Origin of the sequence: Promicromonospora sp. NPDC023987 (assembly GCF_040639055.1) — a bacterium.
Lineage (GTDB): Bacteria > Actinomycetota > Actinomycetes > Actinomycetales > Cellulomonadaceae > Promicromonospora.
The window spans coordinates 80,076-105,892 of sequence record NZ_JBEZZF010000003.1 but is presented as its reverse complement, the minus strand read 5'-3'; the positions used below and the strand labels follow the sequence as shown (position 1 = coordinate 105,892).

Sequence of the window (25,817 nt, the reverse complement as noted above, 5' to 3'; positions counted from 1 at the left end):
TTGACATACACTTGGAATGTCACCGATCGACGTCATGGAGGTCAAGATGCGCGTCGCAAACGCCACGGACGTGGGCGCCGTCCTCCGTGACGCTCGGCAGCGGCAGGGGATGACTCAGGCGGAGCTCGCCGATTCGGTCGGAGCGTCTCGAGCCTGGGTGGTCGCTGTAGAGTCCGGTTCTCCTAATGCACGGCTCGACCTGGTGCTGCGCGCGCTGCAGTGGGTCGATCTGGCGGTGGACGTCTCGCGGGACGAGGACGGGGCCGAGCTGGACCGGTTGTTCGGTGGCGACGATGACTGACCGGCTCACCGTCTGGCTCGACGGGACGTACATCGGGAACCTTGACCAAGCTGACGACGGGATCTTGACGTTTCGGTATAGCGATACCTACAGGTCGAGTACACGCGCGAGCGCGTTGTCCGTGTCGATGCCGCTTGTTCGTGAGCATCATGCGGACGCCGTGGTCCGACTATGGGTCGACAACCTGTTGCCGGACAACGACGACGTGCGGGCACGGTGGGCGCGGGAACTCGACGAGCGTCGGGTGACGGCGTTCAACCTGCTCAAGCACATGGGAGCGGACTGCGCGGGCGCGGTCCAGTTCCTCCACGATGACGAGACGTTCGACAGCGCCGGCGAGTTCGTTCCCCTCGCCGATGATGCGATTGCGGCACACCTTCGGACACTCCGGCACGACGACAGCGCGTGGGACTTCGAGGAGTCTGGCGGGCGTTGGTCGCTCGGTGGTCAGCAGGGCAAGTTCGCGCTCGCGCGCAGTGCTGACGGAGCGTGGGGGCTGCCGACCGGGCGAGCCCCGAGCACGCACATCTTCAAGGTGGGTGTTGCGCGCCTCGCTGACAGCGATGCTGCTGAGTACGTGACGATGCGTGCGGCGCGCAAGTTGGGACTGCAGGTGGCGGAGATCGAGCTCTGCCGGTTCGGTCAGGAGCTCGCCGTAGTGGTCGAGCGTTTCGACCGCTCGGGCGAGTCGGGGCCTGGCTATGCATCTGGCCTTGCGCCACGCCGTGTGCATCAGGAGGACATGTGTCAGGCGCTCGGCTTACCTCGGACTCTCAAGTACCAGGCTGACGGCGGACCATCGGTGGGCGACATCTCGGCTCTGCTCGGGAGGGTCATCCCCCCTCGGCGGTTGGAGCGAGCGCGACACGGATTCGCCGAGGCGACGGTCTTCAACTGGCTGACTGCTGGCACAGACGCGCACGCGAAGAACTACGCGCTGATCCACGTCGGGGGCAGTTCCGCCCTGGCACCGCTCTACGACCTGATGTCCGCTGCGCTCGTCATGGATGAGCAAGAGGTCTTCTACCGTGGCAAGCTCGCAATGAAGCTCGGTGGTCAGTACGGGATCCGACAGGTCGGCTGGCGTCAGGTGGAGAAAGCTGCCAGGGACCTCGCTGTAGATGCGGACTGGCTGATCCATCGCGCTACGGAGATGTGGGAATCGATCCCTGCCGCGTTTGCCGATGCCGTCGACGAAGCGGGCTCTGCGATCGACCCCTCTGTTGGGCGGCAGTTCAAGGACGGTATAGCCGCTCTGGTCGGACGGCTCAAGCCAGTCTGACGACGTACCGGGTCGTCGCAGGAAGGTCTCGCCGGCTCGGCAGCTCCGGGTTGCTCAGGCGTTCTGCCACCGCTGCGCGAGGCACCGCCCGGTACCTCTCGCGACGCCGCCACGACCACGCTCTTAGTGGCGGTGAGTCGTTTCGAGGCGGAGATGCGGCTTCGTGGCAGCGTGATGCTGACCCTGGCGATGAAGACCGTCCGGTTGATCCTGGCTACCGATACCCGGCTCGGGGCTGCTGTTACCGGAGCGGCATTATCGGCACTGGCGGCTGCCCGCCGGATAAGGCCCTGAATCGCCCATTTATTCCTTGATCGGGGGTTTCGAGAAAGCACAGAGAAGCGCGGCCCACGCGAAAGGGCCTCGCTTCTTTGTGTCCTGTGCTGCGCGAGCACTGTTCGACGAACCGGACTATTCGGTCGGCTTCGTAGAAGGCTCCGTGGAAGGCTCGGGCGAGGGCTCCGTCGACGGTTCCGTCGACGGCTCTGGCGACGGTTCCGTCGAGGGCTCCTCGGTCGGCTCCTCGGTCGGCTCGGCCGGCGGTGGCTCGGTCGGCTCTTCGGTCGGCGGGTCCGTTGGCTCCTCCGACGGCGGATCGGTCGGCTCCGGCTCCGGCGTCGGCTCGGGTGTCGGGGTAGGCGTCGGAGTGGGCTCCGGGGTCGGCGTCGGGGTCGGGGTGGGTGTCGGCTCGGGCGACTGCGTCGGCGGCGTGGTCGGCCCCTGGGTCGGCGGCGTCGTCGGCTGCACCGTGGGCCGGGCCGACGGCGTCGTGGGGGCGCTGGGCCAGTGGCCCTTGCCGAAGTCGACGGTCGGCGGCGGCGTCATCGTGAAGGCGCTGCCCGGCTGGTCCGCGGACGAGCCGGCCATGTGCTTGGGCGTGTACGTCGACGCGGGCGGCGGTGTGTACGTGAACAGGCCGCCCTGCGGCTCCGGGTTCGAGCGCACGTCGACCGTGCCGTGCTCATCAGGCCGGGAGGTGGGCTCGCGCTTCACCATCATGGGCGGCAGACCCTGCAGTGCGTCGGGCACGACGGGTGCGGCCGTCGTCTCCCAGTCCTGGTCCTGGTCCGGCTGCACTGCTACGGCACCCACGATCCCCGCCGTCAGCACCATGGCTGCGGCTGTTCCTGTGACGATCAAACGCTTGCGCACGCTTAGCTCCCCCTGCGGGTTCAGATACTGCCTTGTGCCCCTCTGCTGTGACGTTTCGGCACTGGTGCACCGAACCGCGAAACATCCTCCGGAGCGCAGTGCTCATTTCTCCGGGGACGGGCTGTCGAACCGTTCAACGCCGCCGTCGTTCTCACGGCGTTCCGGACGGGACAATACGTGGCAGAACACCATCGGCAACCGGGACGTGTAATAAGGGTGCGCGCAACCGTGGTCGGCAGAATGTCGCGAGATCGGCAACTCGAAATGCCGATCTTCTGACATTTTGCCGACTACCTGGGGGAATGGAGCTCGCAGGCCATCCAGAAGGCGGAGGGGAGTCCACCTTCCGACGGATCCCCTGCCGGCGTCCGGCTCATAGCGTGCTCGCCATGAGCGATCTGGAGGTGCGGGACCTGACCCGCGTGTTCTCGACGGGCGGCACACCCCGCCGAGCGGTGGACGGCGTGAGCTTCACGGCCTCGTCGGGCCTGCTCACGGGGTTCGTGGGCGGCAACGGCGCCGGCAAGACGACGACCATGCGCATGATCATGGGCGTGCTGGCGATCACGAACGGCGAGGTGCGGTTCGACGGCTTGCCGGTCACCCGGCACGATCGCCGCGAGTTCGGGTACATGCCCGAGGAGCGCGGCCTCTACCCGAAGCAGCCGGTGCTGGAACAGCTGGTCTATCTGGCACGGCTGCGGGGGATCGCGGCCCCGGTGGCCCGGCGCGAGGTGCTGGAGCATCTCGATCGCCTGGGCCTCGCGGACCGGGCGAAGGACCACGTGGAGAAGCTGTCGCTGGGAAACCAGCAGCGCGTGCAGATCGTCGCGGCGATCATGGGGCAGCCGAAGGCGCTCGTCCTCGACGAGCCGTTCAGCGGCCTGGACCCGGCCGCCGTCGACGCCATGGTGGACCTGCTGCGCGAGCACACCCGGCGTGGGGTACCCGTGCTGTTCAGCTCGCACCAGCTCGACCTCGTGGAGCGGCTGTGCGAGCAGCTCGTCATCCTGGGCGGCGGCAAGGTCCTCGCCAACGGCACGCCCGACGACCTGCGGGCCCAGGGCGTGACACGGCACCGGCTGGTGCTCTCGGGCGACGCCGGGTTCGTCCGTGGTGTGCCGGGCGTGCTTGCCGTGGACGTGGACGGCCCGTCCGCGCTGGTCGAGGTGCACGACGACGCAGCGGCCGACCGCCTCCTGACCGCGGCCCTCGAACGCGGCACCGTCAAGGAGTTCTCCCCCGTACGGCCGACGCTGGCCCAGATCTACCGCGAGGTGACGGCATGAGCCCGACGCGCGGCGGAGAGTGGGGGCCGAGGGGCGACGCACGCGCGCGCAGCGAAGCCGCAGGCTCAGGCCGGAACGGCGAGGGCATGAGCAGGAGAGGCGACGGAGTGAGCAACGCATGGATGGTCGTGGCGACCCGCGAGATCGTGGTGCGGGCGCTCAACAAGGGATTCCTGATCGGCCTCGCGGTGACCGTCGCCATGATCGGCGGACTGATCGGCTTCACTGCCTACCTGGACGGCCGCACCCAGTCGTTCGACGTAGCGGTCGTCTTGGGCGACGAGTCGGCCGAGACGGCCCTCGGGTCGGCGGCCGCGGAGGCGGCGTCGGACGACCGGAAGATCGAGCTGAGCGTGGTGCGCGTGGAATCCGTCGCCGCGGCCGAGGCGGCCCTCGACGACGAGACCGCCGACGCCTGGCTCAGCTCCGCCGCCACACCCGGGACCGACGGCTGGACCCTGTCCGGCTGGCGCGAGCCCGACACGGAGCTCACCCAGCTGATCGAGACCACGGTGCGCGACCAGGTGCTGGCCGGTCACGCGGCCGACGCCGGAACCACGATGGACGCCCTCACAGCGGGTAGCGAGGTCGAGACCGAACGGCTCGACGGCAACCCCGTGGATCCGCAGATCGTGTTCGTGGCCGGGTTCGTGCTCGCGTTCCTGTTCTTCATGGGGGCCGTCGGGTCGGGCGCGATGATCGCGGGCAGCGTGATCGAGGAGAAGCAGTCCCGGCTGGTCGAGATCATCGCGACGGCAGTGCCGCTCCGGCAGCTGCTGGCCGGCAAGATCATCGGAAGCTCCGTGATCGCGCTCGGGCAGAACCTCCTGCTCGCCGCCGTCGGGCTCATCGGGGCCTCGTTCACCGACCTGTCGGCGATCCTGCCCGCCATGACGACCACCATGCTCTGGTTCGTCGTCTTCTTCACCGTCGGGTTCGTCGCGGTCGCGGCCCTGTACGCGGTGGCCGGCTCGCTCGCGTCGCGCACCGAGGACCTCCAGTACACGACCAGCCCTCTGATGATGCTGCTCATGGGCGTGTACGTGGTGACGTTCTCCGCGGACGGCATGCTGGAGCGCGTCCTGTCCTACATCCCGCCGGCGTCGATCGTGTCGATGCCGGTGCGGGTGCTCAACGGTGACGCGCTCTGGTGGGAACCGCTCGTGTCGCTCCTCATCCTCGTCGTGACGACGCTCGGCGCGGTGCTCCTGGCCGAACGGGCCTATCGCGGGGCGCTCATGCAGACCGGCGGCCGGGTGACGTGGAAGACGGCGTTGGCCGCGGAACGGGGCACTACCCTCGGGGCGTGACCGAACGCACCCCGCACGACGACGCCGCGCCCGGGAGCCCTGAGCCGTCGAAGGTGCACACCTTCGACCTGATCGACGAGGTTCCCGGCGTGTCCGACGGCACCGGCCCGGACGACGGCGGCCAGGACGGAGCCGACCCCGAACCGGAGGAGCCGGACGCCGCGCAGGACCAGCCTCGGGAGCGGGCTCCCCGCGAGCCCGGCCGGGTGACGGTGGCGCTCGCGGCTGCCCGCACCGCCGTCGGGCGGACGGCGCGGCGCGGTGGGGCAGCCGTCCGGCGGCGGCTGCCCACCACCCGCCGCGGCAAGGTCCTGCTGGTCGGCGGGACGGCGTTCGTGCTCGTGCTGGCGGTGGCGGCCGGAGTGCTGGTGAACGCTCAGCTGCGCGAACGGGCGCTCCTCGCCACTCCGAGCGGTGTGCGGAGCCTGGAGGCCAAGCCCACCGAGCAGTGGTCGATCGACCTCGACGACCCGATCGCCGCGACCCTGATCGAGATGCCGGGGGTGCTCGCGGTCGTCGGGGACGCGAAGGTGCGCGGCGTGGACCCGGCGTCCGGAGACGTGCGGTGGACCGTCGACGTCGGTGCGGACACGCGCTGCGGTCCGGCGGCGCCCCTCGGGATCGGCGGTCCGGCGTCGACCGAGCCCGCCGATCCTCTGGTCTGCGTCACGTCCCCGGGCGACGCCGGTGACGGCGACGGCGACGGCAAGCAGGTCGTGACGGTCGTCGACGCGGACGGCGCCGCGCAGACGCGTGAGATCGATCCGGACGCCTTGGTGCTGCCCGCCGACGACGGCGGGCTCATCGAGCTCGAGCCCACGGGCGGTGACCTGGAGCAACGGCCGGTGGTGGTCGACAAGCTCGGCGCGCCGCACCTGCCGAAGGACTTCGTCGGACCCGACCTGGCGGTCCGTGCGGAGGACGCCGCGACGGGCGCGGAGCGCTGGAGCGACATCGTGGCCTTCGGCGCCCCGCGTCCCGACAGCTGCGTGACCTACGACGACAACGCCGCCCCGGTGCTGGATGTCGTCGGCGCCCTGGGCTGGGACCTGCACGGCGGTGTCCTGGAGGTCCATGGCTGTGGCGTCTCCGCGGCGTACCTGCTCGGCGGCACCCGGCTCGACGACCCGGAGGACACGGCGGACCCACCGGCCGACGGCGTGGACACCGCGTCGTTCGCGCCCCTGCCGGACGGCGGCTGGATCGGGCCCGATGCGACGGCCACCGACGTCACGATGCCCAACGACGTGGTGCACCTGCCGCACGGAGCCAGCTTCGCGCTCGCCGGTCAGGTCCTGCTGCCCTGGGCCACCGACGGTCGTGACCCGGGCCTGCTGCTGGAGCGGGTCGGCGTCCACGTCGAGGCCAGGTCCACCGCCGAGGGCGACGCGGGGGCGCAGCTCTGGTCGGCGCCTGAGCTCCGGGCCACGACGCTGCTGGCCCGTGTGTCCGGCACCGCCGTCGTCGTGGACGAGCGGGGTGCGGTGCGCGCCATCGATCTCGGTACCGGCGCGGACCGCTGGACGCTCGACCCCGAGGTGCTCTCGTTCGGCGAGCTCGTCTGGGCCGCGGAGTCGACGATCTTCGGGGCCTATACGGACGGCGACACCCTGCTGCTCCCGGTGACCGCCGACCCGAGCGGCAGCACTCCGGGTCTGCGGCTCCTGGCCGTGAACCTCGACGACGGCTCGGTGCGCTGGGAGATCGCCCAGGAGACCCCGTACACGCAGCTGATCAGCGTCGACGGGTACCTCGCGCAGATCACGCAGCATGGCGTGGTGGGCCTGGGCTGAACCGGGGGTGTGGACAAGGACCACCGGACCGGCTGAACCGTGCGAGGCCCGGCACTACGCTCTGCCGCATGGCGCGCGACCCGGACGAGGGTGATGCGTTCGTCTTCGACCTGGTCGACGACGACGCGGCCGCCGGTGCTGCGTCGGCGGGTCCGGCGGGTCCGGACGGCGCCGGTGCCGACGGCGCCGGTGCAGACGGCGCCGACGCGGACGGTACGGACGCGACAGACGGTCCGGGCGGTACCGGGCCTGCGGAGGCCGACCCGGCGGCGTCGGGCAGCCCCGGACGGAGGCGGCGCGCGACCGCGCAGGTCGCGGCTGTCCTTGCGGTGGTGCTCGGGACCGGGCTAGCGGTCGAGAGCATGCAGGACCACGCGCGGATCGAGCGGATGCGGGCCATCCCAGGGGGTGTCGCCGACGTGTCGTCGCCCCTGGAGGAGACCTGGGCCTGGCACGGGGCCGTCGGTCCCGGTGGTGGCACCACCGAGGTCGCGGTGCTGGGCGACGTGCTGGCGTTCGAGTCCGACGGAGAGCTGGTCGCGCTGGACCCGGCCACGGGTGAGGAGGCCTGGACCGTCGAGCTGCGCGAGGACGCGGAGTGCGGGCCGACGGCCGCACCCTTCCGGAGCGATCTGGTGACCTCGTCGTTGGTGTGCCTGCAGGGCAAGGGCGCCGAGCGCGAGGTGATCGTGGTGGGACCGCGCGGAGCGGCGTCGCCCCCGCGGGCCCTCGACGCCACGGACACCCGCCGGCACGGGCCACCTCGCGTCGGGCCGGACGGGACGGTGCTGCGCGCGGAGCGGGTGGGGCCGCTCTCCGCGATCGACGTGACGGGCGCCCGGTGCACTGACGGCGGTGAATGTACCGGGACGGTGGAGTCCGGCCGCGACCTCGTGCTCCGAGCCGAGGACGCGGCGACCGGTACGGAGCGCTGGACGGTGACGGTCCCGTTCCGGCCGGCGGATGCCATGCAGTGCGCCCGTACGTTCGGCGGGTCCTGGAGCGGCTCGGAGAACCGGCTGGTGTTCAGCGGCGCGCTCGCCCCGGACGCCTTCGGCGGCTGGGCCTCGCCCGATCGCATCGACTTGAACGGCTGCGGCATCCAGGCGGGCGTCACCCCGCGCGGAGCGGTGCTCGGCACCGAGCTCGAACCGGGCACGGGCAACGTCACCAGCCTTGGCGCGGGCCGGTACGCCGTGTCGAGCTTCGCCGGCGCGGTCCGTGCCTCCCTGCACGCCCCCGACGGTGACGTGGTCGGCGAGGTCACCGGATACCCGCTCGCGCCGCTGGCGACCGACGCGGTCGAGCCGACGACGCTCCTCGCGGTGGACGAGCCCGGGCGGCGTCTGCGGGCCTACGGGCCGGACGGCACACCGCGGTGGGACATCACGCTCCAGTCGAGCGGTCAGGAGTTCCTCGCCCAGGTGGGCGACACCGCGGTGGTCACGACCGGGGCCGGCAGCGTGCGCGGGCTGGACCTCGCCACGGGCGCGGAGCAGTGGGACTGGGGCGGGTCGAGACCGGCAGCCGGCGGTGACGGCGGGTACTTTGGCACCGTCTACGTGGCCCAGGCCTTCACCGACGGCGAGTCCGTGCTGCTGCTGATCGAGGGTGAGTCCGGCGGTGCGGAAAGCCTGGTGGCGCTCGACGCGGTCTCCGGCGCCGTGGTCTGGGAGCGGTCCGGCGGTGGGGAGACCGATGTGTTCGGCCCGGCGGACGGCGGCCCGGCGGACGGCGACCCGCCAGGCCAGGACATCAGCGGCTATCTGGCCGCGGTGGACGGTTACCTGCTGGAGGTCGCCCCCGGCGGCGTCCGCGGCCTTGGATGAAACACGAACCCGGAGGAAACCCGACCTTGGATGAAACTAGGAGTCTCCCGGCATACCCTCGACTGCATGGCACGTGATCCGGACCAGGGTGGTGCGTTCGTCTTCGACCTGGTCGACGACGACACGGCTGATCTCGACGCACCGCTCGCTCGGTCCGGCACAGCTGCCGGGAGCGATCCGGACGGTGCCGAGATCGATACCGGCGAGCCGGCGCCGTCGGCCGAGCTGGGCAGGAGGGCGCGGGCGTTGGCCCCGGTCGCCGCGGTCCTGGCGATCGTGCTGGGCACCGGGTTCGCCATCGACGGCCTGCGGGACGACCGGCGGATGGAGCGGATGCGTGACGTGCCAGGGGGCGTCGTCGACGTGTCGTCGCCGCTCGAGGAGACGTGGGCATGGGAAGGAGCCGTGGGCTCGCCCCTGGTCACGGCTCAGGGACGAGGGAACGACGTGGCACTGCTGGGTGACCTGCTCGCGTTCCAGTCGGGTCGTGAGCTGGTCGCGCTGGATCCCGCGACGGGCGACGAGGCCTGGGTGATCCCGCTGGGCTCCTTTCCGGACTGCGGGCCGACGGGCGCAGCGGGCTGGGACGAGGTCACGACACCGACCCTCGTGTGCTTGACGGGATCCCCCGAGGCTCGGGAGGCCATGGTGATCGGGCCGGACGGCGTGATCGCGGGCGGGAGACCCCTCGACGCAGCGGACGAACGCCGGTACGGGCACGCCCGTCCCGGCCCGGACGGCCTGGTGCTCCGTGCGAAGCGAGTGGGACCCGAACCGGCGGAGGGCAGCGGCGATGCCGAGTGCACGGAGTCGTGGGAGTGCACGGGTACCGTCGAGTCGGGTCGCGACCTCGAGGTCCGTGCCGAGGACGCCGTCACCGGCGAGGAACGCTGGACCGCGACCGTCCCGTTCCGGCCGACGCCGGCCGAACAGTGCAACAACTGGTCCGGCATCTCGTGGGACAGCGCCGACAGTGCGATGGACCTGGACGAGATGATCGACACCGACTCGTTCGGCGCGCAGTTCACCGGTGGGCTCGTGCAGCTGCACGGCTGCGGCGTCACGGCAGGCCTGACGTCGGGCGGAGAGGTGCTCGGCCTGGAGACCGAGCCGGGGGCCGGCGGGGTGATCAGCCTCCGCGCCGGAGGATACATCGAGTACGAGTACGACGACGACGGCGTCCGGACCACTCTCTACGCGTCCGACGGCGGGGTGGTCGACGAGGTCGACGGCTATGTGAGCGAACCCGGTGCCCTGGACAGCCCCGAACCCGGCGCCCTCCTCGCTTTCGGCGGCGAAGAGTCGCGGCTGCGAGCCTATGGGACGGACGGCACGATGCTGTGGGACGCCGCCGCGCTGGACGGCGCCCAGGTCTTCATCGCTCAGGTGGGCGGGTCGGCGATCGTCGGCTCCTGGTCCGGGGCGGTGTACGGGCTGGACCTGGCGAACGGCGAGGAGCGGTGGACGTGGGGCGACCCGGACCCGAACGACGAGGGGCCTGGCGACCTGTTCGTGACCCGGGGATTCACCGACGGCAGGTCGGTGCTGCTGGTGACCCATGGCGGCGCCGGCGCCAGTGGGCTGGTGGCGCTCGACGCGCTCTCGGGTGAGCTGCTCTGGGAGCGGCCGGGATCGACCGATCTTGACGAAGCAGGGTTCATGAACGGGATGGTCGCCGTGGACGGCAACCTGCTGGAGATCACGCCCCAGGGTGTGCGCGGGCTCGGCTGAGCGGCTGGTGCTGAGCGGTTCGGCATACGCTCGGCCGCATGGCAGGTGATCTGGAAGAGGACGGCGCCGTCGTGTTCGATCTCGTCGACGACGACGCGGTCGACGGCGATGCGCCCTCCGGCCACGCCCCTGCAGGCCGTGCGGGGGCGGCGGGCGCCGACCTGGACGGCGCACGGGGCAGCTCCGCGGACGAGACGTCGTCGGGCTGGTCCTTGCTGGGCGGCGCCCTGGGCGTGCGGCTGCGCCTGCTGGCCCCGGCGGCTGCAGTGCTGGCCATCGCGCTGGGCACGGGGTACGTGCTGGACGGGGTCCGCGAGGCCGCGCGGGTCGACGCCGTCCGCGAGGTGGGCGGCGGCGTGGTGGACGTCTCCGCGCCGCTCACCGAGCTGTGGGAGTGGGAGGGCGCCGTGGGCTCCGGGATCTTCGGCGCGGAGGGCGGTCCTGCCCAGGTGGCGGCGCTCGGCGACCTGCTGGTGTTCATGTCGGAGGATGACCTGCTCGCGCTGGAGCCCGCCTCCGGCGCAGAGGCGTGGGCGATACCGCTCGGCGAGGACCCGGAGTGCGGGCCGACCGGCTACCCGGGTTGGGAGCCGGTAGCCACCGCGACCGTGGTGTGCGTCTCCGGTCCGACCGCGGACCGCGAGGTCATCGCGGTCGGGCCCGACGGCGTCCCGTCCGCACCGCGTGCTCTCGATCCCGCGGACCTGGCCAGGTACGGCAGCGCGAGGCCCGGGCCGGCCGGGACGGTGCTGCGGGCCGCGCGTGCCGGTACCGGATCGGCGCCGGACGGCGGCGATGCCAGGTGCGCGACGCCGGACGAATGCACGGGAACGGTCGAGTCGGGCCAGGACATCGTCGTGCGTGCAGCGGACGCCGTCACCGGCGAGGAGCGCTGGACCGTGACCGCTGGGTTCGTGGCCACCCCGGCCGCAGCCTGCACCACGCGGCGGAGCCGGACCTGGGACGGGACCATCAGCTTGGCGAGCGGCGACGACGCCCTCGACCGGGAGGCGTTCGGCGCGCGGATCGGGACCGGTCACGTGGACCTGTACGGCTGCGGAGCCAATGCCTCGATCACCGCGGAGGGCGCCCTGCTCCGTGGAGTGGGCGAGCCGGGAGCCGGGCGGATCGCCGGCCTCACCACCGGCGGCTATGTCGCGTCGGCCTACGGCTCCGCGACGCACAACACCGTCTACTCCGCCGACGGCGAGGCCCTCGCGGAGCTGGTCGGCTACCCGTTCGAGGCAAGCGTCGTCGACGGCGTGGGCACGCTGCTCGGCGCCGACGAGAGCGGGTCTCGCCTGCATGCCTACGAGCCGGACGGGACGCCGCGCTGGGCGGGCGCTGCCGGGTCGAGGTTCGTGTGGTTCGCCGCCGAGGTCGGTGACACGGCGGTCCTCCTGGCGGACGACGGCGCCGTGCACGGCCTCGACGTGAGCACCGGCCGCGAACGGTGGGTCTGGACCCCGGCGGAGCGCGCCGAGGACGCACCGCCCTGGAACGGTTCTGACTACCAGGCGTTCACGGACGGCCGGCACGTGCTCCTGCGCCTGCCGGACGCGGTTCGTGGCACGGCCCTCGTGTCGCTCGACGTGGCCTCGGGCGAGCATCTCTGGGACGCGGCCCTTGCCGACGTCCTCCGCCTGCGGCGGGACACCTCGCTGGTCGCGGTCGACGGCAACCTGCTCGCGGTGGCACCGGAGGGAGTGCGTGGGCTCGGCTGACGCTCGAGCCGCCGCTGTACGCCGGCCGGGGTGCCGGCCGCCGCCGTGTCGGTGTGCCGTTCTATGGTGGGGTCCATGGTGAAGATCGGCGCGCACGTGGACCTGACCGACGCGATCGGCGCGGCAAGGACGCTCGGCGCGGACACGGTGCAGGTGTTCCTCAGCGACCCGCAGGCGTGGAAGGTCCCCGACCTTCCGTACGAGGGCGGTGCGGAGGCCCTCCGCGCCGACGCCGCGGCGGCCGGCCTGGACCTGTACGTGCACGCCCCCTACGTGATCAACGTGGCGTCGACCAACAACCGGATCCGTATCCCGAGCCGCAAGCTGTTGCAGCAGATCATGGACGGTGCCGGAGCGATCGGCGCCAAGGGCGTCGTGGTGCACGGCGGGCACGTGACCGCGCAGGACGAGCCGGCCAAGGGCTTCGACAACTGGCGCAAGGCGATCGACGCCCTGGAGACCGACGTCCCCGTGCTCATCGAGAACACGGCGGGCGGGGACTACTCCATGGCGCGCCGCCTGGAGCGGATCGAGGCGCTGTGGGCGGCCGTGACCACGGCGGACGGCGGGGACAACGTCGGGTTCACCCTGGACACCTGCCATGCCTGGGCCGGCGGGATCGACCTCTCGACGGCGGTCGACCAGATCCGCGCCATCACGGGCCGCATCGACCTGGTGCACGCCAACGACTCCCGGGACGTCGCCGGGTCAGGGGCCGACCGGCACATCCACTTCGGCGAGGGCCTGATCCCGGAGGAGCTGCTGGTGGGGGTGATCGCGGCGGCGGGCGCGCCCGTCATCTGCGAGACCAAGGGCGACATGGCACCGGACATCGCCTGGCTGCGTGACCGCCTGGCCTGACCTTGGTCGTGCATCGTCGACCACCGGCGACGGGAGCGGTCCCGCCCGGGTACGGGTTCAATGGCGGTCATGATGCGTAGGAAGTCGTCCACCGCCGTCGCCGCCGTCGTCCTGCTCGCCGCTCTCACGTCGTGCTCCTCCGGCTCTTCGAACGGATCTCCCGCCGAGGACGGGCCCAGCGGGTCGAGCTCCGAGTCCCCGGCGTCTGACTCCTCGCCGACTCCCACGGAGCCGGCCGCTCCGTCGCCCTCACCGACCGGACCGTGTGCCGACGGGACGTGCGAGCTCGAGGTCGCCGTGGGTGACATCGTGACAGTGCCGGAGACATACGGCCTCGGGCCGATCGAGGTGATGGCCATCACCAGCGAAGGGGTAGAGCTGGCCGCGCCGCTGACCGGGTCGGGCTACAGCGTCTCCGGCTGTTCCGGTGGCGGCGGCGTGTCGTCGGCCGGCGGCGGAGGCGTGGGGCTGACCTGCGGTGAGGGACCCGCCGCGACCATCAACGACGCCATGAGCCTTGAGGTCGTCGAGATCCGCCGCACCGCTGCCGTCCTCCGTATCGAACCCGTCGGGTGACGATCGGCTCGGCCTGAGGCAGGGTGGAACCTGTAGGACAGGCTTCGGCACCGCACCGGCTCACCAACCCGTCGGTGCGCGGGACGCGCCGCGAATGACTGCCTGGCAGCTGCGGAGGAACGAGGCCGCGATCTTGGTGGGGTCGCCCAGGTAGCCGGCGACCATGACCCCGTCGCGCAACAGCATCAGGTCGTCGGCCACGGCAGCGGGATCAGCCAGCCCAAGCGGGGCGACGAGGCGCTCGAACGCGCTCGTCCACCAGTCACGATGTGTGTCGACGACCTTGCGGACGGAGCTGTCCGGGTCGGGGTACTCGGCGGCCGCGTTGATGAAGGGGCAGCCGCGAAAACCGGGGGCGCACGCGGCCGTCCCGGTGTGCTCCGACATCAGGCGCAACGAGGCGTCGACGTCTCCGGCACCGTGGGCGATGGCCGCGTCCACACCGTTCCGCTCGAGCTCCGCGCGGGACTCGAGGTACGCGACGATCAGGTCGTCCTTGCTCTGGAAGTGACGGTAGAACGTCACCTTCGTGGTGCCCGCCCGGTCGATGACCTTGTCCACGCTCACGGCACGCAGCCCGTTCGCGTAGAACAACTCGCTCGCCGCCTCGATCAGGCGCTCCCGCATCGACCCTTGCACGGTCGCGATCATACGTGGCTCCTCTCGTCCCTCCCCTTGCGCTGCACGGGCGTCGCTGTGTACTGTCCGAATCGGTAGAGTTACTAGTCAGTCTACCTAGAGATACCGCGCCGGGGGAAGAGCGCCAAGCCCTGAACCACGGCCCTCATCGAAAGGAACCTCATGTCTACGACCGCGGAATCCTCCGCCGTAGCCACCGCTACCTCGTTGCGGAACCTGTACTTCGTCCGGTTCGGCTTCGCCATCCTCTGGGCGGCCGGGATGTTCGCCGTCGGCAAGAGCCTCGGCCCGGTCACGATCGGCCTGCTGGTGCTCTACCCGCTGTTCGACGTCGCAGCGGCCGTCGTCGACTTCCGGTCCTCGAAGACCGCGCGCCCGACCGTGGGCCTGTACTTCAACATGGCGCTCAGCCTGCTCACCGCCGTCGGGCTGGCCGTGGCGGTGACCTCGGGTGTCCCCGCGGTCCTGCGGGTGTGGGGCGTCTGGGCGGTCACCGCCGGCATCGTCCAGCTCATCGTCGCGATCCGTCGCTACAGGCTCGGCGGCCAGTGGGCCATGATCCTCAGTGGCGGCATCTCCGTCCTGGCCGGTTCGAGCTTCTACCTGGCCGCAGGCACCCCGAAGGGCGTGCTGACCCAGGTGGCCGGGTACGCGGTCCTGGGTGGCGTCTTCTTCCTGGTCTCCGCGCTGCGCCTGCACCGTGTCGCGAAGAAGGAGAGCTGAGATGGCCGAGACGGCCCGGGCGGACGAGAGCGTGTTCGACGTCGTGGTGATCGGCGCGGGGCCGGTCGGCGAGAACGTCGCCGACGGCGCCGTCAAGGGCGGCCTCACCGTGGCGATCGTGGAGAGCGAGCTGGTCGGCGGGGAGTGCTCCTACTGGGCCTGCATGCCCACCAAGGCCCTCCTGCGCGACGCCGCCGCGCTGCGCGCCGTGCGCAGCCTGCCCGGGGCGAACGCCGCGGTGACCGGTGAGCTGGACGCGGACGCCGTCCTGGCGCGCCGCGACGCCTTCGCCTCGCACTGGCACGACGACGGCCAGGTCGCCTGGCTGACGGGCGCGGGGATCTCCCTGGTGCGGGGCGTCGGGCGGATCAGCGCCGCCCGCACCGTCGAGGTCACCCACACGGATGGACGGGCCACGGTGCTGAGGGCACGGCACGCGGTCGTCGTCGCCACCGGCAGCAGCGCCCGCATCCCGCAGATTCCCGGGCTGGCCGACGCCGCGCCGTGGACCAGCCGGGAGGCCGCGGCCGCCAAGACCGTCCCGGGGCGGCTGGCGATCATCGGCGGCGGCGTCGTGGGCGCCGAGATGGCCACCGCGTACGCGGCGCTCGGCGCGCAGGTCACCCTGATCGCCCGCGACGGCCTGCTGCCCACCGTGGAGCCGTTCGCGAGCGAGCTGGTGGCCGAGACGCTCAAGGCGCGGGGCGCGGCGCTGCACCTGCTGACCGAGCCCGACAGCGTCCGCCGCGACGAGGTCGGGACGGTACACCTCACCCTCGCCGACGGCACGACGCTGCAGAGCGACGAGGTGCTGGTCGCCACCGGCCGCACGCCGAACACCGGCACGGTCGGCCTGGACCGGGTCGGGCTCACGCCGGGGGACTGGTTGCACGTGGACGACTCCCTGCGCGTCCTGGGAGATGACGGCACACCCGTCGGCGACGGCTGGCTCCACGCCGCCGGCGACGTCAACCACCGCGCTCCCCTGACGCACCAGGGCAAGTACCAGGCCAGGGCCCTCGGCGAGACCATCGTCGCCCGGGCCGACGGGGCTGCCGTCGACACCTCTGCCTGGGGCCGGCACGCGGCCACCGCCGACGAGCGCGCGGTGCCGCAGGTGATCTTCAGCGACCCCGAGATCGCCACCGTCGGCCACACCGCGGCCTCCGCCCAGGCCGCAGGGATCAGCGTCCGGGCCGTCGAGCACGACCTCGGAGCGGTCGCGGGTGCCGCCCTGCACGCCGACGGGTACACCGGCCGGGCCACCATGATCGTCGACGAGGACCGGAAGGTGGTCGTCGGCTTCACCGTCGTCGGCCCCGACGTCGCGGAGCTGCTCCACGCCGCCACGATCGCCGTCGCCGCGGAGGTCCCGATCGACCGGCTGTGGCACGCCGTCCCCGCCTACCCCACCCTCAGCGAGGTCTGGCTCCGCCTCCTGGAGGCCTACGGCCGCCCCGCATGAACGCCGTGGGTCGTGAGCGCGGTCGTCGCGCCTGGAACGGACGCGTAACGATGGTCGCGCTCACGACCGAGGGGTGGCGCGGGGTGGGAGGGCGATCTGGTCCGGGGTCCTGATCTCCGACCAGGCACGTGCTCGCGGGAGGCGGTGGATCGTGATGTCCGTCGGCCGGCTGCCCGACGGCGTCGGTGGTGGCACCGCGAGCACGTCGGCCGCCGGCAAGGGGCCGAGGCCGAGCCGGGTCAGCGCCGCGACGTCGGCCACCGGCACCTGGTACGTCCGGAACGGGCCGAGCGGCGGGATGTCGTCCCGAGCCAGGGCCTGGGCGGTGATCTCGTGGAGCTGGGCGTCGTCGAGCTGGGGGGTCTGGTCCAGCACGAAGCCCGTGGACCGCAGCACCTCGCCCGGCCCGACCCACGCGACCACCTTCCAGAACAGGCGTGGGATGCGGACACCGCGGTAGGCCGGGTCGTCGGCGGCGAAGACGGGCCCCGTCTGCACGGCGATGCGGTGGTCGTGGGCGGCGGCGTACGCGAGCACATGGTCCTCGAGCCCGTTCCACAGCTCCTTGGACTGGTTGAACCTGTTCACCTGCGGCGCGGCGTTCGTGTAGGTGAACGTGTCGTGGTTGGCCCGCGTGGCGGTCTCGGCGTCGCCCCAGACCGGATCGAGGCGCCGGACGAGATGGCCGCGGTCGAGCGGGTTGCCCGCGTAGAGCTCGCTGCCCGACTGCTCGCCGTGGGGAACCCGGCCGTCCAGGCGCCACCGCCCGGTGCGGCGCAGCGCGAGGAGCGTCGCGCCGTCGATGACGCAAGCGGTGGCCGCCGCGAGGCGCCGGTGCGGGTCGAGCAGGACCGAGAAGTGCGTGTAATCCAGGACACGTATCTCGGCGGGCGAGACCGGGAGCGGGACGGTGAAACCGAGGAACTCTGCGTCGTAACCGGTCACAGACAGACAGCCAACCAGAGTCGGACAGGTCATGACCAGACCAACAACCGGACACGATGAACGTCCATTGGCAATCTCGTCCTAGGCTCTGGCCCGTGAGTGAATCAACTCAGACCGTTCGCGGCAACGCCCGGCACGAGGTACCCGACCCGCTGCGCGAGGATGTGCGCCTCCTCGGCGGACTACTCGGCAGGATCCTCCGCGAGGACGGGGGCCAGGATCTGCTGGACGACGTCGAACGTCTCCGCGAGCTGACCATCCGCGCCTACGGCGACCCGTCGCCACACGCGCTCGACGAGGCGGCGGACCTGGTGTCCTCCTTCTCGGTCGAGCGCGCCGAGCAGGTCGCCCGCGCCTTCACCTGCTACTTCCACCTCGCGAACCTCGCCGAGGAATACCACCGCGTCCGCGTGCTGCGTTCCCGAGAGGCGGCGACGACCACCGGTCCGGCCGTCCTCGAGGACACGATCCCCGCGGCGTTCGCCCAGCTCACCGAGGAGGTGGGACGGGACGAGGCGCTGCGCAGGCTCGGTGAGCTGGAGTTCCGGCCCGTGCTGACGGCCCACCCGACCGAAGCCCGCCGCCGGGCGATCAGCGGCACGATCCGCCGTCTCTCGGACCTCCTGGCCGAGCGGGACACCCGCCGCCCCGGCGGGGTGACCCTCGCCGAGAACGAGCGGCGCATCCTCGCCGAGATCGACACCATGTGGCGCACCGCACCGGTACGCACCAGCAAGCCCTCGGTGATCGACGAGGTCAAGACGGTCATGGGCGTGTTCGACGCCGTCCTCGTAGACGTCTTCGGCGACGTGTACCGCCGCCTCGACGACTGGCTCCTTGCCGACGACGCCGGCCGCGCCACCCCCGTCGCCAAGCCGTTCGTGAAGCTCGGCACCTGGATCGGCGGTGACCGCGACGGCAACCCGAACGTCACCGCGGAGGTCACCCGCCAAGCGGCGACCCTGGCGGCGGACCACGCGCTGGCGGCCCTGGAGCGCCTGGCGATCGAGACCGGCCGCAAGCTGACGCTCGACGCCGACGGCACCACGCCGTCGTCGGACCTCAATGCGCTGTGGCAGCGGATCCGGCAGATGTCCGACGACGTCGCCCGGCGAGCCGAGGCCGCATCGCCGAACGAGCCGCACCGCGCCGTCATGCTCGCGCTCGCCGAGCGGATCGCCGCCACCCGATCCCGCGACGCCGACCTCGCGTACGCGAACGCGGAGCAGTTCGAGGCGGACCTGCTGGTGGTCCAGAACTCGCTCGTGGCGGCGGGCGCCGCCCGCGCCGCGTACGGAGACCTGCAGCGCCTGGTCTGGCAGGTGCAGACCTTCGGGTTCCACCTGGCGGAGCTCGAGGTGCGGCAGCACTCGCAGGTGCACGCCGCGGCGCTCGCCGAGATCCGTGAGCTCGGTGTCAACGGTGCACTCAGCGACAAGACCCGCGAGGTGCTCGACACCTACCGCGCGCTCGGTGCCATCCAGCGCCGGTTCGGCGAGCGTGCCGCGCGCCGGTACATCGTGTCCTTCACGCAGGAGCCCGAGCACCTCGCCGCCGTCTACGAGCTGGCTGCGCACGCCTTCGCGGACGACCCGGAGGCCGGGCCCGTGATCGACGCTGTCCCGCTGTTCGAGACCTTCGCCGACCTGCAGAACTCGGTGCCGATCCTGGACTCGATGCTGGAGCTCCCCGTCGTGCAGAAGCGGCTCGCCGAGAACGGCCGGCGGGTCGAGGTGATGCTCGGCTACTCGGACTCGTCCAAGGACGTCGGGCCCGTGGCGGCGACGCTCGCACTGCACGACGCCCAGTCGCGCATCGCCGAGTGGGCGCGCAACAACGACCTGAAGCTCACCCTGTTCCACGGCCGTGGCGGTGCGCTGGGCCGCGGCGGCGGCCCCGCGAACCGCGCGGTGCTGGCCCAGCCGCCGCACTCGGTGGACGGCCGGTTCAAGCTGACCGAGCAGGGCGAGGTCATCCTCGCGCGGTACGGCGACCCCGTCATCGCGTCCCGGCACATCGAGCAGGTCGCCGCGGCGACGCTGCTGGCCTCCGCGCCGTCGGTCGAGACCGTCAACGAGGAGGCGACCACGAAGTTCGCCCCGCTCGCCGCCGACCTCGACGCGACGTCTCGCGCCAGGTTCCACGAGCTGGTGAAGGCTGACGGGTTCCCGCAGTGGTTCGCGCAGGTCACGCCCCTGGAGGAGGTGGGGCTGCTGCCGATCGGGTCGCGTCCCGCCAAGCGGGGGCTCTCGGTCAACTCGCTCGACGACCTGCGTGCGATCCCCTGGGTCTTCTCCTGGTCGCAGGCCCGTATCAACCTGGCCGGCTGGTTCGGCCTTGGCACGGCGCTCGCCGCATGCGGCGACGTGGAGCTGCTGCGGGCGGCGCGCAACGAGTGGCCTCTGTTCGAGACGCTGCTCGACAACGTCGAGATGTCGCTCGCCAAGACCGACGAGCGGATCGCCGCGCAGTACCTCGCGCTGGGCGACCGGGACGACCTGGGGCAGATGGTCCTGGAGGAGCTCCGACTGACCCGCGAGTGGGTGCTGAAGATCAGCGGCAACGAGTGGCCGCTGGCCTCCAAGCGTGTGCTCGGACGGGCCGTCCAGCTGCGGTCGCCGTATGTGGACGCCCTGTCGCTGCTCCAGGTCCGCGCGCTGCGCGGCCTGCGCACCGGGTCCGACGGCGGCTCCGCGGTCGACGGCGACTACGCCGGCCGGCTGCAGCACCTGCTGCTGCTCACGGTGAACGGGGTCTCGGCGGGTCTGCAGAACACGGGGTGAGGTGGGGTCGGCGCGGAGCGGCTGGAGCGGCGGTCGGCGAGTTCGGTCGGTTGCTCCGCCGTCGCGTGCCAATTCGGTCGCTTGACCTGAGATCGGTCGGTTAACCGACCGATCTCAGGTCAACTGACCGATCTGAGATCAAACTGACTGATCTCGGGTCGAGGCTCCGATCTCAGATCGACCGAACGAGGGAGACACGATGAGCGCGGTACTGGTCGGCACGTCCCATGGGACCGACGATCCTGCCGGGCGGGCTGCCGTACGCGCCCTGCTCGACGGCGTCCGCGTGGCCCGGCCCGAGCTCGACGTGCGCGAGGCGTTCGTGGACGTCCAGCAGCCCGAGGTCGGCGACGTGCTGGCGGGCGCGGTCCGGGACGTGGGCAGCGCTGTGGTCGTGCCGCTGCTGCTCTCGACCGGATACCACGTTCGCCACGACATCGCGCAGGCCGTCGCCGCCGTCAACGCGTCCGAGGGCGCTGGCTCCGACCGGTCCGCCGGCGCTGCTTCCGACGGGCGCACGGCGGTCGCCGCCGAGCCGCTCGGGCCGCATCCGCTGCTCGTCGACATCCTCGCCGACCGGTACGCCGCCGCTGAGGCGGCACACGGCCCGTTCCGGTCAGACGACGTCGTGGTGCTCGCCGCCGCCGGATCCTCGGTGGCAGCTGCCGCGACGGCGGTCGAGGAGGTCACGAGCGCGCTGGCGCAGCGTCTGGGACGACCCGTGACGCCGTCGTACGGGGCGGGCGCGGAGCCGCGCGTGCCTGCCGCTGTGGCCGCGGCGCGAGCAGCCGCCGGGACGCCTGCGGCGCGTGTGATCGTCGTGGCCTACCTGCTGGCGCCGGGGTACTTCCTGGACCGGGTGCTGGAGGCGGGCGCCGACGTCGTGACCGACCCGGTAGCGGGTCCCGCCCGAGCCGACAAGGCAGACCCGCGCCTGATCCAGGTGGTGCTGGACCGCTACGACGCGGCCATCAGAACCTGACCCACCTGACCTGACCCACCTGACCTGACGTTCAGGCCCATCCGAGCGACCTGAGCGTCTGACCCGGCCGGGGTGCTCAGGCCCAGCCGAACGCGGTGCGTACCCGTCCCACGCTGGACTTCAGGCCCCACTGCTCGGTCAGCGTTTCCAGCGCCTCGGGGTCGGCGGGTGCCGTGGGCACTGCCGGATCGAACGTAGGCAGCGGTACGTCCCGCGCCACCTGCACCACGACCGGCGCGACGCGCAGATAGGAGTCGGCCTCCTGGAGGCGGCGACGCTGCGTGGTCGTCAGGCCCTTGTCCCCGGCATCGCGCGCCGCGAGGATCCCGGCCAGGGTGCCGTACTGGGCGAGCAGCTTGGCGGCGGTCTTCTCGCCGACTCCCGGCACGCCCGGCAGGCCGTCGCTCGGGTCGCCCCTGAGCGTGGCCATGTCGGCGTAGGCCTGCCCCGACGTGACGCCGTACTTCTCGGCGAGCCGCTCCTGGTTCACCACGTCGGGGTCACGGATGCCACGCGCGGGGTACAGCACCCGCACCCCTGCGGCGTCGTCCACCAGCTGGAACAGGTCCCGGTCGCCGGTGACGATGTCCACCGGCCCGGTCCCCTGCTCGACGGCGCGGGCGGTCAGGGTGCCGATGACGTCGTCGGCCTCGTACCCGGGCACCCCGACTCGCGCGATACCGAGCGCCGCGAGCAGGTCCACGATGATCGGGACCTGGGCGAGCAGTGCCTCGGGCACCTCCTCGATGCCGGTGGTGCCCGGCACCTCCTGTGCGACGCGGTGCGCCTTGTAGCTCGGGATCGCCTCGACCCGGAAGGTGGGACGCCAGTCGTCGTCCCAGCACGCGACCATGCGGTCGGGACCGTGGGTCGTGGCCAGCCAGGCGATGGTGTCCAGCAGGCCGCGGACGGCGTTCACGGGCATGCCGCTGGGCGCCCGGAGCGAGTCGGGAACGCCGAAGAACGCGCGGAAGTACAGCGAGGCGGTGTCGAGTAGAAGAAGCTTCTTCTCCGGCATATCAACGTCCTCCGAACGGGTCAGTGACCCAAGTGTCGCCAGTGGGCGCGAACGCATGTTCAGCGGCCGCGATCCAGTCGTACGAATCGGTCGTATGAACCTTGCCCTTCGACACGAGGATGGCGGACGGCGTCGTGGTGAATCCGCTGTAGACGATGCGGTCGCCGTCCTTGATCACGACCTCGTACGACGTCCGAATGCTGAAGAAGGGCAGGACGCGCTTCTTGCCCACACGCCTAATCTTGATCAGCACAGATGCGTCCTCGCGCGGAAGTACAGCGAGGCGGTGTCGAGGAGCAGCAGGCTCATGGGGCGAAGCCTGCCACGCGCCACCGACACACGGGAGCCCGGAGTGCCGAAGCTGTTGGGCATTTTGTGGGGCGAATCCGGGATAAATGCCCTCCGAAGGCCTGTTCCGGACGGGTGTGCTCTAGTGTCCGAACATGGCAAGCAAAGAACAGCAGGTGACCGAGGTGATCGAGGGCCTCGGCCTTGGCATGGCCGCGATCGGCGAGACGCGAGTCACGTCCTCGAAGGCGGACCTCGAGCGTGCGTTGAGCCACGCGTGGTCGAGCTGGGAGCACAAGAGCGACTACCCGTTGATCGAGCGCGTGCAGAAGCCGGAGAACGAGCTCTGGTCAGGCATCAGCAAGTCCAGCAGGCGGACGAACGCGGCGGTCGTCTGGCGCGAGGGCGACGGCCGTTTCGTCGTCGACATCGCCCTGGTGAACCGCACCCCCGAGGAGGCGGCGCGCTTCGTCGGTGATCGGCCGCTCAAGGAGTGGACCTCGCTGGCGGAGCTCTTCCTCGGCGTCTTCAACTCCGGCGAGCTGCCGGTGTGAAGGACCCGCCCAGGACGCTCCGATGACCGCGTCCGGAGGTGGCGCCTCGGGCTCGGTCAGGCGAACAGCCCACCCACCACCAGCACGACCAGAGCCGCACCCAGCGCCGCGGCCGTGACGGTAACCGCCAGCGTGCCCAAGGAGTTCGCCAGCGCGAGGCGCATCCGGCCGGACCGGGCCAGGCGCACCGATTCCACAGTGGTTGTGGAAAACGTGGTGAACCCGCCGCACAGGCCCGTGATGAGGGCGATCCGCAGGAGCTGGGCGGTGTCGTTCCACGGGACGAGGGCGAAGAACAGCGCCGAGAACACGCCGATGAGGAACGAGCCCGCCACGTTCACCACGAACGTTCCCCACGGGAACCCGCTGTTGTGGCGGGCTCGGACCTCACCGTCGACCATGAAGCGGGCGGCGGCGCCCAAGCCACCTCCGGCGGCGACCACCAGCAGCTCGAGCATCAGCGTGACCTGCGCTCTCGTCGTCGGTCGGCGCGGGTAGCGATCGCGATGCCGCCGAGGCATGCCGCGGTGCCGCCCGCGAGGGTGAGCACCACGTAGAGCAGGGCGAGCCAGCCGAGTCCCTGGACGAGCAGGGTCTGGGTCTCCAGCGCCAGGGCCGAGTAGGTGGTGAACCCGCCCAGCACGCCGGTGCCGATCCCGATCCGGATCTTGCGTCGCCGCGCGGTCTCGCGACCACGGCGGGCGAGGGCCTCCAGGAGGTATCCCAGGGCGAGCGCGCCGACCACGTTGACCACGAACGTCCCGATCGGAAACCAGAGCACCGTTTCGGCCGCGGCGGGGAACAGCAGGGTCAGCGGCGTCAGGAGCGCACCCGCCCAGAAGCTCAGAAAGTACCGGGCGACCGAGCCGGCGGCTCCGCCGAGCGCGACGAGTCCGATGTACCGCCAGTCGCGGTGCGGTGCTCGCGTCACGCGATGTGTCCCCTCGCTGGTGCTCGCCAGGTCTTGGACGAACCTATCGCTCACGACGCCGTCGCCGGCTCTGGCAGCACCACGACGGGGCGGGGCTGGCTATGGATGAGCCGCCCCGCGACGGTTCCCCCCACGACGTTCGTCGCCCAGCTGCGGAGACCAGGCCGTCGCGAGCCCACGACGATCATCGCCGCTCCCACCTCGTCGGCCACGCGCACCAGCTCGGCGGCAGGGTCACCCGCACCGCGCAGGGCGCACCAGGGCAGGCCGACGTCGGCCATCGCCCTGTTCAGCCCCGCCAGGACGTCGGCCCCGTACGCGTCAGAGGACACCGCAATGTCCGGGTCCACCGACACGGTGAACCCTCGTGAGTCCGAGACGGCTGTCTCGTCGACCCACACACATACGAGCTCGATCAGGCTTCCACCCAGGGCCTGGACGAGCGACGCTGCCCGCCGAGCCAGGTCCGGGTGCTTGTGGTCCACGCCGACCACCACGGATCGCACAGTCACCCTTGTGAGGGTATGGGCAAACGCCTAGTCGAGGTGACTCGGCAGGCCGAATCGGGGAAACCATTTCTCCGTGTCGATGAAGGTGGTGATGCCGGTGACGTGCGTACCGTCGTTCTCCAGCACCACGATCCCCCACGCGAAGTGGCCGCCCTTTGGGTCCGGCCGGTACTGAGCGAAGCCCGGCGTGCCGTTGACGTGGATGGGCATGCAGCGTGAGCCCTCGCACCCGTGGCCGGGTCCGGTCAGCCACGCCTGGATGTTCTCGATGCCCTCCAGCCACATGGCGTACGGCGGCATGTTCATGACCGCGTCCTCGCGCAGGAGGTTGGCCAGCGCCTTCATGTCGTACCGCTCGAACGCCGCCACGTACCGCTCCAGCAGCTCGGACTCGTCCGCCGACGGTGGTACGGCCGGCGACTCCGAGGCACCCGAGCGGTCGGGTGCCTTGTCGGCGAGCGTGGCCCGCGCCCGTTGCAGGGCGCTGTTCACGGAGGCCACCGAGGTGTCGAGCAGCGTAGCCACCTCCGTCGCAGGCCAGCGCAGCACCTCGCGCAGGATGAGCACCGCACGCTGCTTGGCCGGCAGGTGCTGCAGCGCCGCGACGAACGCGAGCCGCACGGACTCTCGCGCCACTGCCGTGTCTGCGGGGTCCCCGGCGCCCGGCAGTACGTGCTCGGTCGCTACCGGTTCAACCCACGCGTACTCGGGCAGCACCGTCGCGAGGCTCTCCTCGACCGGGTCGACCGCAGCACCGAGGCCCATGGGCCGCTCGCGCTTGGCGCGGCTGGAGCCCAGCTGGTCGAAGCATACGTTGGTGGCGATCCGGTACAGCCAGGTGCGCAGTGAGGAACGGCCCTCGAACCGCTCGTACGACCGCCACGCGCGCAGGAGGGTCTCCTGCACCGCGTCGTCGGCGTCGAACGCGCCGCCCAGCAGGCGGTAGCAGTATCCGGTGAGCTCGCGGCGGTAGACCTCGAGCTGCGCGGAGAGCTCGTCCGCGGCCAGGCCCTCACCGGTGCTCTGCCTAGGGTGTGACGCTGTCTGTGCCATGGATCACACGTTACGCGGCACCACTGACACGCTCGAAGGGGATTCGACCCTGGCCGAAGCCATCGGCGGAAGTTCACCC

24 protein-coding genes are annotated in these 25,817 nt (G+C 71.4%); 15 read left to right on the top strand and 9 right to left on the bottom strand.

Features of this window, described 5'->3' with window-relative positions; translation table 11 throughout:
- The first annotated feature begins 46 nt into the window (after positions 1-46).
- Positions 47-301 (top strand): helix-turn-helix domain-containing protein, encoded by a 255-nt coding sequence (locus AB0F40_RS02870; protein ID WP_357463874.1) that lies wholly within the window; start codon positions 47-49, stop codon positions 299-301.
- Positions 294-1,583: a type II toxin-antitoxin system HipA family toxin gene (locus AB0F40_RS02865; RefSeq protein WP_357463871.1), complete on the top strand. Its 1,290-nt coding sequence runs from the start codon at positions 294-296 to the stop codon at positions 1,581-1,583. The genes AB0F40_RS02870 and AB0F40_RS02865 overlap by 8 nt, the downstream gene beginning before the upstream one ends.
- Positions 1,584-1,994: 411 nt before the next feature.
- Here the strand turns inward: AB0F40_RS02865 and AB0F40_RS02860 are convergent, their stop codons facing one another.
- The gene (locus AB0F40_RS02860; RefSeq protein WP_357463868.1) at positions 1,995-2,735 is read right to left on the bottom strand and encodes a hypothetical protein; all 741 of its coding nucleotides are present in this window, start codon (positions 2,733-2,735) and stop codon (positions 1,995-1,997) included.
- A 389-nt stretch (positions 2,736-3,124) separates the two neighbouring features.
- Between AB0F40_RS02860 and AB0F40_RS02855 the strand changes: the two genes are divergently transcribed.
- From AB0F40_RS02855 to AB0F40_RS02820, 8 genes are all read left to right on the top strand, one after another.
- Positions 3,125-4,024: an ATP-binding cassette domain-containing protein gene (locus AB0F40_RS02855; protein WP_357463865.1), complete on the top strand. Its 900-nt coding sequence runs from the start codon at positions 3,125-3,127 to the stop codon at positions 4,022-4,024.
- A 107-nt stretch (positions 4,025-4,131) separates the two neighbouring features.
- Positions 4,132-5,334 (top strand): ABC transporter permease, encoded by a 1,203-nt coding sequence (locus tag AB0F40_RS02850; protein ID WP_357463862.1) that lies wholly within the window; start codon positions 4,132-4,134, stop codon positions 5,332-5,334.
- On the top strand, positions 5,331-7,127 hold the full coding sequence (locus tag AB0F40_RS02845; protein WP_357463859.1) for a PQQ-binding-like beta-propeller repeat protein: 1,797 nt from the start codon (positions 5,331-5,333) through the stop codon (positions 7,125-7,127). The genes AB0F40_RS02850 and AB0F40_RS02845 overlap by 4 nt, the downstream gene beginning before the upstream one ends.
- A gap of 68 nt (positions 7,128-7,195) precedes the next feature.
- Complete coding sequence (locus tag AB0F40_RS02840; protein WP_357463856.1) at positions 7,196-8,956, top strand: PQQ-binding-like beta-propeller repeat protein; 1,761 nt, start codon at positions 7,196-7,198, stop codon at positions 8,954-8,956.
- A gap of 66 nt (positions 8,957-9,022) precedes the next feature.
- Positions 9,023-10,687, top strand: coding sequence for a PQQ-binding-like beta-propeller repeat protein (locus AB0F40_RS02835; RefSeq protein ID WP_357463853.1), 1,665 nt, complete (start codon positions 9,023-9,025; stop codon positions 10,685-10,687).
- Positions 10,688-10,725: 38 nt separating this feature from the next.
- A complete protein-coding gene (locus AB0F40_RS02830) occupies positions 10,726-12,411 on the top strand; it encodes a PQQ-binding-like beta-propeller repeat protein (protein ID WP_357463850.1) in 1,686 nt (561 codons plus the stop codon).
- Positions 12,412-12,486: 75 nt separating this feature from the next.
- Complete coding sequence (locus AB0F40_RS02825; protein ID WP_357463847.1) at positions 12,487-13,272, top strand: deoxyribonuclease IV; 786 nt, start codon at positions 12,487-12,489, stop codon at positions 13,270-13,272.
- A gap of 69 nt (positions 13,273-13,341) precedes the next feature.
- Positions 13,342-13,848 carry a hypothetical protein gene (locus tag AB0F40_RS02820; protein ID WP_357463844.1) on the top strand — a complete coding sequence of 169 codons (507 nt, stop codon included), beginning with the start codon at positions 13,342-13,344 and terminating at the stop codon, positions 13,846-13,848.
- 60 nt (positions 13,849-13,908) lie between these two features.
- On the opposite strand, the gene AB0F40_RS02815 is transcribed toward AB0F40_RS02820, so the two are convergent.
- Entirely contained in the window at positions 13,909-14,499 is a 591-nt protein-coding gene (locus AB0F40_RS02815; protein ID WP_357463841.1) for a TetR/AcrR family transcriptional regulator, read from the bottom strand.
- 150 nt (positions 14,500-14,649) lie between these two features.
- Here AB0F40_RS02815 and AB0F40_RS02810 point away from each other — a divergent pair, with 150 nt between their 5' ends.
- Together AB0F40_RS02810 and AB0F40_RS02805 are read left to right on the top strand one after the other, a co-directional pair.
- Complete coding sequence (locus tag AB0F40_RS02810) at positions 14,650-15,210, top strand: hypothetical protein (RefSeq protein ID WP_357463838.1); 561 nt, start codon at positions 14,650-14,652, stop codon at positions 15,208-15,210.
- Between the two features lies 1 nt (position 15,211).
- Positions 15,212-16,675, top strand: coding sequence for an NAD(P)/FAD-dependent oxidoreductase (locus tag AB0F40_RS02805; RefSeq protein ID WP_357463835.1), 1,464 nt, complete (start codon positions 15,212-15,214; stop codon positions 16,673-16,675).
- A 60-nt stretch (positions 16,676-16,735) separates the two neighbouring features.
- On the opposite strand, the gene AB0F40_RS02800 is transcribed toward AB0F40_RS02805, so the two are convergent.
- Positions 16,736-17,620, bottom strand: a complete 885-nt coding sequence (locus AB0F40_RS02800) for a DNA/RNA non-specific endonuclease (protein ID WP_357463832.1) — start codon at positions 17,618-17,620, stop codon at positions 16,736-16,738.
- A gap of 95 nt (positions 17,621-17,715) precedes the next feature.
- Here AB0F40_RS02800 and AB0F40_RS02795 point away from each other — a divergent pair, with 95 nt between their 5' ends.
- Both AB0F40_RS02795 and AB0F40_RS02790 read left to right on the top strand, forming a co-directional pair.
- On the top strand, positions 17,716-20,403 hold the full coding sequence (locus AB0F40_RS02795) for a phosphoenolpyruvate carboxylase (protein ID WP_357463829.1): 2,688 nt from the start codon (positions 17,716-17,718) through the stop codon (positions 20,401-20,403).
- A gap of 199 nt (positions 20,404-20,602) precedes the next feature.
- Positions 20,603-21,385 (top strand): CbiX/SirB N-terminal domain-containing protein, encoded by a 783-nt coding sequence (locus AB0F40_RS02790; RefSeq protein WP_357463826.1) that lies wholly within the window; start codon positions 20,603-20,605, stop codon positions 21,383-21,385.
- Between the two features lie 76 nt (positions 21,386-21,461).
- Here AB0F40_RS02790 and AB0F40_RS02785 read toward each other — a convergent pair whose 3' ends face one another.
- Both AB0F40_RS02785 and AB0F40_RS02780 read right to left on the bottom strand, forming a co-directional pair.
- Positions 21,462-22,403, bottom strand: coding sequence for a 5'-3' exonuclease (locus AB0F40_RS02785; protein WP_357463824.1), 942 nt, complete (start codon positions 22,401-22,403; stop codon positions 21,462-21,464).
- A 1-nt stretch (position 22,404) separates the two neighbouring features.
- On the bottom strand, positions 22,405-22,635 hold the full coding sequence (locus tag AB0F40_RS02780; protein WP_357463821.1) for a hypothetical protein: 231 nt from the start codon (positions 22,633-22,635) through the stop codon (positions 22,405-22,407).
- 211 nt (positions 22,636-22,846) lie between these two features.
- Here AB0F40_RS02780 and AB0F40_RS02775 point away from each other — a divergent pair, with 211 nt between their 5' ends.
- A complete protein-coding gene (locus AB0F40_RS02775; RefSeq protein WP_357463818.1) occupies positions 22,847-23,245 on the top strand; it encodes a hypothetical protein in 399 nt (132 codons plus the stop codon).
- Positions 23,246-23,301: 56 nt separating this feature from the next.
- On the opposite strand, the gene AB0F40_RS02770 is transcribed toward AB0F40_RS02775, so the two are convergent.
- Genes AB0F40_RS02770 through AB0F40_RS02755 form a run of 4 tightly spaced genes read right to left on the bottom strand, consistent with a single transcriptional unit; the run spans position 23,302 to position 25,738 of the window.
- On the bottom strand, positions 23,302-23,703 hold the full coding sequence (locus tag AB0F40_RS02770; protein WP_357463815.1) for a CrcB family protein: 402 nt from the start codon (positions 23,701-23,703) through the stop codon (positions 23,302-23,304).
- Entirely contained in the window at positions 23,703-24,176 is a 474-nt protein-coding gene (locus AB0F40_RS02765; RefSeq protein ID WP_357463812.1) for a CrcB family protein, read from the bottom strand. The genes AB0F40_RS02770 and AB0F40_RS02765 overlap by 1 nt, the downstream gene beginning before the upstream one ends.
- Positions 24,177-24,226: 50 nt before the next feature.
- Positions 24,227-24,688, bottom strand: a complete 462-nt coding sequence (locus AB0F40_RS02760; protein WP_357463809.1) for a universal stress protein — start codon at positions 24,686-24,688, stop codon at positions 24,227-24,229.
- A gap of 24 nt (positions 24,689-24,712) precedes the next feature.
- Entirely contained in the window at positions 24,713-25,738 is a 1,026-nt protein-coding gene (locus tag AB0F40_RS02755) for a sigma-70 family RNA polymerase sigma factor (RefSeq protein WP_357463806.1), read from the bottom strand.
- Between the last annotated feature and the right edge of the window lie 79 nt (positions 25,739-25,817).